Raw genomic sequence first — 11,201 nt, forward strand, 5'->3', positions numbered from 1 at the left:
CCTGGACATCTGCCTGCATTTTCCCTGCGGAACCGCCCGCATCGGCGACCTTTCCGCCGCGCGAACAACCTATGCTGCCGATAGCAAGTACCGCAACAAATAAAATAATAAGGCCGAGTTTAATCCGGTTCATCAAATACCTCCTGTAACTATAAACATGCAACCATAATAATACAAAATCAGCCGCATTAATGCCAGCTCACAGTCAACAAATACTAATTTGGCAACCTTGCCTCTGTAGGCTCTGTGTGCTATCATTTGAATCGTTCTTTTTTTAGCTCGCCCTTGTGAAAAGGGTCACCATAAAAGTTCAAAGGTTTGAAAGGAAGTAGTATGGAAGGTAACGTCAGGAAGATTTTAGTCTATCTAACAATCTTTTTAACCCTTGCGATTATCGTAGTCCTTGGATTTATGCTGAAGGACGTATTTACCGGCTCGGATGTACCTCGAAATCCGGCAGAACAAGCATATGTTGTTGCAAAAGCGCTCGTTGCTAAGGATCCGAAAAACGCCGATGGGCTCTTTAAGCTCTCCAAAGCAGAGGCGGACCTCGGAAGAGTCGGAGATGCTATTCAGCATATTAAACGAGCGATTGAACTTTCGCCTTCAGCACCTATGCTCCACTACACGTTGGCTCAAATCTATCTGGATAACGGACAAGAAAAAGAGGCTATCGAGGAGCTTAAGGCGGAGCTAAAGGTTACCGAGCAGAAAAACGAGTTGGCGTGGTACGACCTCGGCACTATCTTGAACAAGAAGAAAGATTACACCCAGGCTGCCTTCTGCCTTCAGAAAGCGCTGCAAAGAATGGATAGCGGCGCGGATGCCCATTATCAGCTCGGCAAGGCTTATGAGGGTCTTGGCAGGTTTGACCTTGCAATGACGGAGTACCGGGATGTCCTTCGATTTATACCTGATCACGCTGACGCTCAGATAGCGATCCAGGAACTTCAGGTAAAGCAGCTTCGTCAAAACCAAGCAAAACTCGGTGTGAAACAGAAGTAAGATTAGCCGGCGAATGAAAGCTAGGAGGCGTTAAGTTGGTTAGAACTAAGACCTTGATAATTCTAGTAGCAATACTGCTCCTAACAATGGGTGCCCTCGCGTATTTCTACTTTTACGTACTCAACAATCCGAACGACAAAGTTCAAAACGAGGGTTTGACCCACCTGTTTAGTATTTACGGATGGGGCGATAAGCCCGATGAGCTGTTAAAACGGCCCACCGGTGTGGCGGCTGACGACAAAGGCAACATCTATGTTAGCTTGCCGAGCAGGGGCAAAGTCGTCGAATTTGACAACAACGGTAACTATATCCGCTCCTTCGGAGGTAAAGGTTTAGCTCCCGGGTCGCTTCGCGGTCCGCTCGGGGTTGCGGTCGATTCGCAAAGGGGACGGCTCTACGTGGCCGACAGGGCCCGCTTCCGCTTGGTGATCTATAACCTACAGGGTAAATACATCAATGAAACCACGCTCATGTCACCCGTTACCCCAGCGGTCGGCAAAGATAGGATATATCTGTCTACCTTTGGCCCGATTGTGTCGCTGAGCCTCGATGGCAGAATCCTTGATACCTGGGGTGCAAGAAGCCGCACGATCGGGGGATTTGATTACCCGCACGGGGTGGGCGTCGATAATCGCGGCAACGTGTACGTATCGGACACCAACAACACGAGGTTGGTTGCCATGAATAAGAAAGGCGATATCCTCTGGACTAGAGGAGCGCCGCCGCAGTCCGTGCTTGATCCCAAGAAGGGATTGAACCTTCCCGCTGGATTGGCGATGGATGATAAAGAGCGTATCTACGTCGTCGACTCTTTCGATTTCTCGATAAAGGTGTTTAACACCAGAGGAAAAGACATCGCGACATTCGGCGGAAGCGCCGGCAACCTTGAAGGGCAATTCAACATGCCCGACGGGATCGCCTATATGGGCAATAAAACCTTTGCGATCGCGGATAAGTTCAACGATCGCGTCCAGGTGGTGCGGCTTACGATTCCCGGTGAAGAGAGTCCGTTTGATAACTTCCCGTGGTGGCTGCTATTGCTGATACCGCTGCTGATGGCTCTCTTGCGGCGCAAGAAGTTCATCGCTAATGAGGATTTCTTGGAACTCGTCGTACAGGATCAGAAGCTTAGACTGCTGACCCAGGTAGCAAAACGGGTACACGTCAGCCAGCAAGCCTTTGAGCGGTTTGCGGAATATGAGGAAGACACATTAAAGTTCTCGGATATCGCCATCGTTCGGCAGTATTCGAAAGAAGAGATACAAGAACTCGTCGAGAAGAATGATATCACCGAGGGCACGGCTGCCTTCCTTGCTCTCGCCAAGAAGAAGCTGGCCGAGAGAATCCTGCTCAATAGGCTTACCCTTGCCTTTGAAGACGAAAAGGTGCGGGAAGTGCTCGAGGGCAACGGCAAGAAACCGCCAAAGATGATAAATTACCAGGAGTTCCTCGATAAGTATGAGGTTGAAGAGGAAGAGACAGCCCCTCAGACAACCTAGCATAAACAACTACTCAAAAAAGGTGAGCCAAGCGCTCACCATTTTTATTTTCAAGCGATAATTTCAAAAACTTGTTAAAAATCGCTTGACTAGTGCACCACTTATTGGTAAATTAGGATTGTGAAAGATAGGACAAGCAGTCTTTAACAGGAATGTCACCAATAAGACTCTTTGAAAACTATAGCAAGTAAACTTCTTGGTAAGCGCACTATTCATTCAGCAGAAATCTTCGTAGCACTAAAAACACTTAGGATTTTCGCACGGCACCTAAAGGCACACTCCTTTATGCCAAAACCTTGAGAAACAAATACGGTGTTTGCCGCTCCCAGGTAACTCTCAAAGGATAACTCCAAATAACGTTCTACTCCCTAACCTGGGTTTGCCCTAAGGGAAAGTGCTTTGCTTCACAAGCACACGGCCAACCACCAAAACTTTAAAAGTAGGGTTCACACAGAGAAAGTTAACCCCCAAAGGGTTTCTTATACTTACTTCAATTGAAAGGAGGTGAATTAGATGAAAAAAGGCTTAATTATTTTGATGGCCCTTGCGATGCTATTTGCCATGACCAGCGTTGCTCTCGCCGTTCAGGATCCAGCAGGTGGAAAGGGTAACATTACCCCGAATACCTACGATCTCAACGCTCCTCAGTTTGGCAATGATGCAAAGGATTGGCAATACTACGAGCAGGGCGAAGCGACCACCTCAGGCACATATGCTGGTTCTGATCCGACCGCAGTTACTGGTGGTCTTAGCACGCACCCGTACGGCACCTGGAACAGCCCGTATACAATGGGTATCGATGGATATAACTACAACGATGCTCAGGATTATACGGACGATGGCGCCGACGTAGCTGTTAAGGATGCCGTTGGTGACACAGTGACTGTTGATATCAGTGTTCCTAACGCTTTCGGTGGCGTGGCAACTGTGACATTACCGAAGGTACGCTTTGCGTCAGGCCCACATGGTGGGTACCTCACCTCAACACACCGTTGCCGTGAGTGCCACGCAGTCCACCGTGCAGCTGGTAAGTTCAAATTGTTACGCTCTGATACGAGGTTTGAGGCGTGCGACTGGTGCCACGGTACCGGTGCTGGCTCAGGCTTTAACATTCAGATGGATAACGATGACAACTACACCACTGAGTACAACGTTGGACACACCATGGGCTTTGGTATTAGCTCAGGCAAGTGGAAAGCACCGGATGATACCTACCCGGCATATACCCCTAATTACTGGATGGGTGGATTCTCATGCTTCGACTGCCACAGCCCGCATGCTAACCCGGCTCGCCTCATGGGCTTCGACCAGGATGGTAATCCGATCCCCTCGATCGTTGACACCTACACCGGTGAGGTCTTTGTTATCGGTAACCCGGGTCACGACCTGTTTACGGCCGGCGGCAAGGGCTTTGCCGGGGCGAACCACGACGAGCTTGAGGCCGGACACATTACGGTCCCGGCATTTGGTGGCTTAAAACTCCCGAAGGCAAAACCGTACTATCTTGCTGGTAGCTGGCTCTTGATCAAGAACCCGGACCACGAGATCGATACGTACCTTACCAGTGATGCTACCTATGCGGTTAATATCAGTACCTGGACGAAGGACACTACTTATACCGGTCACTTCGAACCGCAGGATGACGTCACGGTTACGCCTGGCGGTGAGATTCCGGATCTTATCGATGCCGCACTCAATGAGTTCAGCACCGACACAGCGTACCCGGTCAACAAGGTTCCGACCGACTGGAACAACCCGATCGGTAGTGCGAGCCTCGTTCTCGAGGACTTCGGCGCACAGTATGGTGCAATAGCGGATGATATGATGGGTGGGCCAATGCCGGATAGTAGCACCGCCTACGGCTACAACGTGCGTAACCCGTTCTGCCGCTCACTCATCCTCGATGAGTTCTGCACAGACTGCCACGATGGCAACGCCGGCTTCCACACGACACAGGCCCCGCTCTTCAGCGAGGACCGTGCTCTGAGGAACCAGGGCCAAAGCACGCAGACTATAGCATGGCAGGGCAACTATGATCTGGCCTACGGCCACGATGCTAACGTCAGGCACTGAAGCCGCGCAGCCAGGTTCAATCCGGAGGATGACATATTAGGCGGACCAAGGTGCCGTAATTGCCACAGAGGTTCAAGTGGTTGCGGTGGTTGCCACAACACAAGCGGTGTTAACCCGAGTCCATTACTGTTCCCGACAACAGCGGAGCAGGAGGCTGCAGCGGCTGATCCTAACCGTTCCGACATCGGTCAGTTCATGTACATTGGCATGAACACCATGACATCAGGTGATTGGTGGAATGACGTAGTTTCATTCACTGCCGATGACACAAGCATGGCTCTGAAGGCGTACACCATGTACAACCTCAAGAACACCAGCGATGGTCAGGATAACGGTATCTCGTTATCGTTGGTCGCTACCCAGACAGCTACTCCTGGCTACACGGACGTCAAGACGGTCGGCATCAACAAGGTGTCGAGGACGGCTACGTGGCAGGCAAACTGGAGAAGTTCAGCCACCATAACGGCTGCGAACACAGTCTGCTCTGATGACGGCTTTAGCTGGCCGCACAGAACACTCGGCTGGAAGATGCTCAAAGACGACCTCTTTGGTATCGACATTGGCGGAGACAGCGAAGGCCACCCGAAACTTGTCAGCGTTGGCGAGACAAGGTCATACGGTGGCAGCCTTTACACGGCCCACGACGTTGACAGCGTCTGCTTGGATTGCCACAACCCGACAGTTTGGAACGCGACTAGCTCGTCGAACCACACTGATACGGCCGGCATAACCTCAGATGACTACAACGACGACCTCTTGTTCAGAGGCTTGCCGTAAAGGTACGTGATGCATAGAAATATGCTAGGCTACCGACGGGTAGCAAGAAACAGCGTTATTTTAAGCACTTAAAAGTTATACTTGCGCGCAACTAAAGGGTCCGCTTGGCCAGCGGGCCCTTTTATCTTGCGTAAAACTGCACTTCGCACATCCTCCCAAAGGTTCGTATTCTAAAGTATGTCGAGCCTAGACCGATACTATCCCCTATATAAGCTATACGGGGAGATAGCGCCTAACGGCATATCTTCCCGAATTTTAAGTGGCTGAGCGATTGAAGCGATGCCGTAGCAATGTTCGCAGTTTACAACACAGTACCCATTACCACCGTTCGCTTTCAATCGATCGGTCACTTTGCTTTTTGTAGCACCATCTTCAAGCGGTTTTTATGCCGCTTAGAAAGGAGGTGAAGACTATGAGGAAATGGTTTGTAGCTCTAATGGCTACAGGTCTTGTCCTAACAGCAGGAAGCGGAGTTGCTCTCGCCGCGGGGGGCGATATTAGCCCAACGACATACAACCTGCCCACAGCAAACACTGATGTGTGGGCCGAATACAACCAAGGGGTGGCGGTACAGTCCGCTGGTAACACCGTGTATTTCAACGGGAGCACTACGAGCGCCCACCCGTATGGTACCTGGAACAGCCCATATACGGCCGGTATCGATGGCTACAACTATAACGACCCCCAATCATATACTAACGTCGGTGATCAAGCCGACTCGACCGGTGATGGCAAAGCCGACACATTTAGTGCCGGTCCACATGGTGGTTACCTCACCTCAACACACCGTTGCCGTGAGTGCCACGCAGTCCACCGTGCAGCCGGTAAATTCAAATTGTTAAGGTCTGATACGAGGTTTGAGGCGTGCGATTGGTGCCACGGGTTTGGCGCCGGTTCAGGCTTTAACATTCAGATGGATAACGATGACAACATCACCACTGAGTACAACGTGGGTCATACGCTTGGCTTCGGTATCCAAACCGGTAAATGGAGGGCCCCAGATGATACCTACCCGGCATATACGCCAAATTACTGGCTTGGTGGATTCTCATGCTTTGACTGTCACAGTCCGCACGCCAACCCGACGAGAATGCTGGGCTTTGACGGCCTTGGCAACCCGGTTGGCGAGGAAACACAGACAACGATCAATGGCGTGGTCATGACCAGGGTATATGGTATCGCAAACCCAGGCCATGATATCCTGCCGGGGGACCCGACCCACATCTCGACGGGGCCGGTATATCTTTCTGGTAGTTGGCTTCTCATTAAAGACCCGGATAGGGAGACCGCAAGGACAAATACTACGGTTGCAAGCGGCATTACCGGCGACCCCGATATTACCGTGACCGCCGGTGCCGAAATACCGGATGCGATAACGTTCGGTCTTAACGAGTTCGACAACACCACAACATATCCGGTCAACAAGATTGCGACCGACTGGAACAGCCCGATTGGCGCGGCCTCTACATCGGATACGAGCATTGGATACAACCAGCGCAATATGCTGACATCAAAACGTATCTGGAACGTCTCCGAGTTCTGCACCGATTGCCATGATGGCAATGCCGGCCTGCATACGATCCAGGCACCGCTGTTCAGTGAAGACCGCGCCCTGCGCGGCCAGGGCCACAGCACAGACACCCCCGAATGGAAAGGTAACTATGATCTGGCCTACGGTCACGACGCGCAGCCCCGGCACTGATCGCGCCAAATGACGTTTAATCCGGAGGATAACGACGACTTTGGCCCGCACTGCCGTAACTGCCACAAAGGCTCAACTGCCTGCGGTACCTGCCATCAGGAAACCGTAGTCGGCATAACGGCATCGACCATAGCATACACAACGAGCACCGCCGATGCCGCAGACGATAGCCAGAAGCTGTCGACGTACTATGTCTTCAATACCACCACCGGCCAGTCGAATATGTACGAAAACAGCTGGACGGCGGCCGGCATCACCTATGCTTTCTACAAGAAGTCCCGTGATGTTGATTGGTCGAGCGATTGGAGAACGACTACAACGATTGTCGATTCGGTAACAATCGACAACTTCTGTTCAGATGACGGCTTTAGTTGGCCACACCGCACGCTCGGTTGGATGATGCTTAAAGACGACCTCTTCGGTCTCGACTTTAACGGCAGCTTGATCAGCGTCGGTGAAACGAGAACCGTCGGCACCACCAATTATGTGGTGCATGATGTAGATAGTGTGTGTCTTGACTGTCATAACCCAACAGCTTGGAGTGCGGATAGTCCAAGCTACGTCGACAGTAGTACTGTCGTGGGCGATGACGCTAACGATGAGTTGCTGCTAAGAGGCCTACCGTAGTCGCCGGTATGGGATACCGGCGGCGCGGTAGCCGATTAGCGTATAATATTTAAATATTATCGTAAGTTATATGATTATCAGACTTATAATCCGATTTATAATCAGCCTTAAAAAAGGGAAGGGTCCGCTTGCAACGGACCCTTCCCTTTTGTGTAATTTCAAAAGCCTTCTTTATGCAAATGCTTTTTTCAGTCGCGCCACCCTCTCGGGGATCGGCGGGTGAGTGCTAAATAATCCGGCCAAACTGCGACCCGAAAGCGGATTGACGATAAACATATGCGCCGCCGCGGGGTTCACATCCATCGGAACCGAATCGGCGCCGTGCTCGAGCTTTATAAGCGCGTTTATCAAGCCCTCCGGGCGCCCAGCAATCTTTGCGCCGGTCGCATCCGCACCGTATTCACGCGAGCGCGATATCGCAAGCTGCACTATCATGGCGGCAATCGGCATAACTATGATGGTGAGCAAAACGCCGACAATACCGAGCGCCCCGTCGTCGTCATCCCGCCCGAAGCCGAAGATGAGGCCCCACTGGGCGATATTGGCAAGAGCGCTTATCGCGCCGGCCATCATCGCGGCCATCGAGCCGATCAGGATATCCCTGTTTTTAACATGCGCCAACTCATGCGCAAGTACCCCTTCGGTCTCCTCTTGGGAGAGAAGCCTGAGTAGCCCATCGGTCACCGCCACGACCGCATGCTCCGGGTCTCTGCCGGTCGCAAAAGCGTTCGGCTGCGGGGACGGCGTCATATAAAGACGCGGCATGGGCAGCCCGGCCCTCAGCGACAGACTTCGCACTATCGCATAGAGTTGCGGCGCATCGCGCTCCTCTACCGGCTGCGAACGTGTCATCTTGATCGCGATCTTATCGCTAAACCAGTAGCCCGAGAAGTTCATCAAGATGGAAAATACCACCATGATCATCATCCCGGCATTCCCGCCGATGAGATTTCCGGCCGTAACCAGAAGAACCGTCAGCGCTCCCATTAGAAGCCAGGTTCTAAAATTGTTCACTGCGTTACCTCCATATCTGTGGATACTTAGATTCTATACCTGCCAGCAGTGTAGTTGCAACAGGACCATCGGGCAGAGCGCATATCCCCGGTGCCCTACGTCGCCGCCTAGCTTGTGAGCAGCGACGATTTGATATATAGTAGATAAGGCGAAATCCAAAAACAGGATTTTAAAGCGTGGCAGAAGCTAGTGTGCCGCGCTTATCACGTTTAGTACTATCACGCTTACTACTGATATATGTAGATAGATGGAGGATCATGAAAGTAGGAATTATTGGCCTGAGTAAGGCGGGAAAGACGACCGTGTTTAACGCCTTAACCGGCTCTTCGGCCCAGACAGGCACCTACGGGGCGCAAAAAGCGAACCTTGCGGTGATAAAAGTCCCGGACGAGCGGATCGAGTATCTTGCCGAAGTCTATAAGCCCAAGAAGACTACGTTTGCCGAGATCACATTCGTCGATGTGCCGGGCCCAAGCGACGCCAACGCGAGCGCGCTCGGCGGTACGCAAACCATCGACCTCATCAAAGGGGTCGATACCCTGGCGGCAGTAGTGCGGGCTTTCATCGACGAGCTGACGGAACCGGGCGAGGTTGCGCCGCTTAAGGACTTCCAGGAGCTGGAGTCAGAACTCATGGTTCTCGACCTCATCGTGCTGGAGAAGAAAATCGAGCGCTTTGAGAAGGAGCGCAAAAAGGGCACCGAGTACGAGCTGATCAAGAAATGCAAGGATTGGCTGGACGAGGAAAAACCGCTGCGGCTTCTTGAGCTCGACGAGACCGAGGCCAAAGCGCTCAGCGGATTTCAGCTCTTAAGCCTCAAGCCGATTCTCATCGTTGTAAATACCGGCGAGGAGAAAACCGCCGATTTGGCCGACCTTAAGACCTTTGCCGCCGGGCGCCACGTGCCGATTATCGACTTCTGCGGCGCCATCGAAATGGAAATCGCCGGGATGGATGCAGCCGAGCAGGCTGAATTTCTCGAAGGGCTGGGTATTTCAGAGTCGGCCAGGAATAAATTCGTCCGTGCGGCGTATGAACTCTCGGATCTCATATCATTCCTAACCGCCGGCGAGGACGAGGTGCGTGCTTGGACGGTAAAGAAAGGCTCTCTTGCACCACAGGCAGGCGGCAAGATCCACTCGGATATCGAGCGGGGCTTCATCCGCGCCGAGGTCGTCTCCTTTGCTGATTTTTCCACATTCGGCGGGATGACGAAGGCCAAAGAAGCCGGAAGGGTGCGTCTTGAAGGAAAGCAATACGTGGTCGAAGACGGCGATATCATTAATTTCAGGTTTAACGTGTAATCACGAAACAATGGCCCGGCAGGCTGAAAGTGAAGGTGAGCCAAATGTCGGATGTACTGTTTATTATAGCGGCCATCGCAGTGTATATAGTCCTCAATAAATGGGTGCTTCCCAAGATGGGAATCGGCACATGAATGAGTTCTCCGACATGTGCGGGCCGTGAGCCCGACGGCGATGTCGAACCGCCTAAAAAGCAAGACATACAGTAAGAACCGCTCTAAACAGATAAAAATACCCCTTCTACGGGGTATTTTTTTGTCCCGTTTGCTCCCTGCCGCACTTGGAGCAACCACCGGTTTCTCGGATAGAGTGTTGGGGCGCCTAAAAGCCCCGCGCTTAAAAGTTGATGTTTACGCAAAGATACTATAAAATAGTCAAGGACATCGTACGCGCTGTCTTAAATTATGCGGGCCCGTTGATGAGGGCCAGCATCATACAGTACGGGGGATTAGCTCAGTTGGGAGAGCGCCTGCCTTGCACGCAGGAGGTCATCGGTTCGAGCCCGTTATCCTCCACAAGATATCAGGATCGCTAGATTTAGGCCATTTGGATATCATTTCAAATGGCTCTTTTAGCTGGTAGGAGACTATTTCACGGTTACTCAAGACCAGGTTCGACGCTACCATTTCAAGAACTTCTTTCTTGTTTTCGCCAGTTCCCTCTATAAAGTCCTGACGTGCAGATTTAGCCTTAAATAGTCGGACCTTTTATTTCCCTAGATTTTCTAATCGGAGCCATGTCTCAACACTCATCCGTAGACCAATCGGGGGTCAAAGCCTAATCGATACGTTGTAAGGATAAATAAGACGGCTGCAGGGTGGATATATAAGGTGGGCTATATGAGCACAAGTAGCAATCTTGGTGTATTATATGGAATAGTATAAATAACGAAAATGCGTCCGGAAGGTGAAAGACATCGCTAAAGGTCAAACCGTCAAAAAAGATACAAAAAAGAAACCAGAAAAAACGCTAAAAGAGAAACGGTTAGAGAAGAAAGTGAAAAAAGCAGGTAGGTAAAACTAGGGATCGTGTCGTCCTGGGTCAGGTCTTTCAATGCAACACTTTGGTGCTCTAGCTGTGGAAACAGCGAACTCCTTTCCGGGGGCGCCTTAATGCTGTGCATTAGCACAGATATACGTTCGAAGATCGTCCGCTATCCTCCACCGATAGCTCCGGTAGAAATGCTGGGGCTTTTTTTAA

Annotated in this window: 8 protein-coding genes and 1 tRNA gene; 8 read left to right on the plus strand and 1 reads right to left on the minus strand. The window is 51.5% G+C overall.

Annotation, left to right across the window (positions count from 1 at the left end):
- Nucleotides 1-333 precede the first annotated feature (333 nt).
- The 6 genes from ACYC56_RS08565 to ACYC56_RS08590 all read left to right on the plus strand — a co-directional run bounded on the left by ACYC56_RS08565 (nucleotide 334) and on the right by ACYC56_RS08590 (nucleotide 7,683).
- Entirely contained in the window at nucleotides 334-1,005 is a 672-nt protein-coding gene (locus tag ACYC56_RS08565; protein ID WP_461373767.1) for a tetratricopeptide repeat protein, read from the plus strand.
- A gap of 35 nt (nucleotides 1,006-1,040) precedes the next feature.
- A complete protein-coding gene (locus tag ACYC56_RS08570; RefSeq protein ID WP_461373768.1) occupies nucleotides 1,041-2,504 on the plus strand; it encodes a 6-bladed beta-propeller in 1,464 nt (487 codons plus the stop codon).
- A 513-nt stretch (nucleotides 2,505-3,017) separates the two neighbouring features.
- Nucleotides 3,018-4,577 (plus strand): hypothetical protein, encoded by a 1,560-nt coding sequence (locus tag ACYC56_RS08575; protein WP_461373769.1) that lies wholly within the window; start codon nucleotides 3,018-3,020, stop codon nucleotides 4,575-4,577.
- A 411-nt stretch (nucleotides 4,578-4,988) separates the two neighbouring features.
- A complete protein-coding gene (locus tag ACYC56_RS08580; protein ID WP_461373770.1) occupies nucleotides 4,989-5,354 on the plus strand; it encodes a hypothetical protein in 366 nt (121 codons plus the stop codon).
- 412 nt (nucleotides 5,355-5,766) lie between these two features.
- Nucleotides 5,767-7,056, plus strand: coding sequence for a hypothetical protein (locus ACYC56_RS08585; protein WP_461373771.1), 1,290 nt, complete (start codon nucleotides 5,767-5,769; stop codon nucleotides 7,054-7,056).
- Nucleotides 7,057-7,065: 9 nt separating this feature from the next.
- The gene (locus tag ACYC56_RS08590) at nucleotides 7,066-7,683 is read left to right on the plus strand and encodes a hypothetical protein (RefSeq protein ID WP_461373772.1); all 618 of its coding nucleotides are present in this window, start codon (nucleotides 7,066-7,068) and stop codon (nucleotides 7,681-7,683) included.
- Nucleotides 7,684-7,854: 171 nt separating this feature from the next.
- On the opposite strand, the gene ACYC56_RS08595 is transcribed toward ACYC56_RS08590, so the two are convergent.
- Entirely contained in the window at nucleotides 7,855-8,697 is an 843-nt protein-coding gene (locus ACYC56_RS08595) for a zinc metalloprotease HtpX (RefSeq protein ID WP_461373773.1), read from the minus strand.
- A 257-nt stretch (nucleotides 8,698-8,954) separates the two neighbouring features.
- Here ACYC56_RS08595 and ACYC56_RS08600 point away from each other — a divergent pair, with 257 nt between their 5' ends.
- Together ACYC56_RS08600 and ACYC56_RS08605 are read left to right on the plus strand one after the other, a co-directional pair.
- Nucleotides 8,955-10,001, plus strand: a complete 1,047-nt coding sequence (locus ACYC56_RS08600) for a redox-regulated ATPase YchF (RefSeq protein WP_461373774.1) — start codon at nucleotides 8,955-8,957, stop codon at nucleotides 9,999-10,001.
- 442 nt (nucleotides 10,002-10,443) lie between these two features.
- Nucleotides 10,444-10,516, plus strand: a tRNA-Ala gene (locus ACYC56_RS08605).
- Nucleotides 10,517-11,201: the final 685 nt, after the last annotated feature.

This window comes from Candidatus Aquicultor sp., from assembly GCF_054640775.1.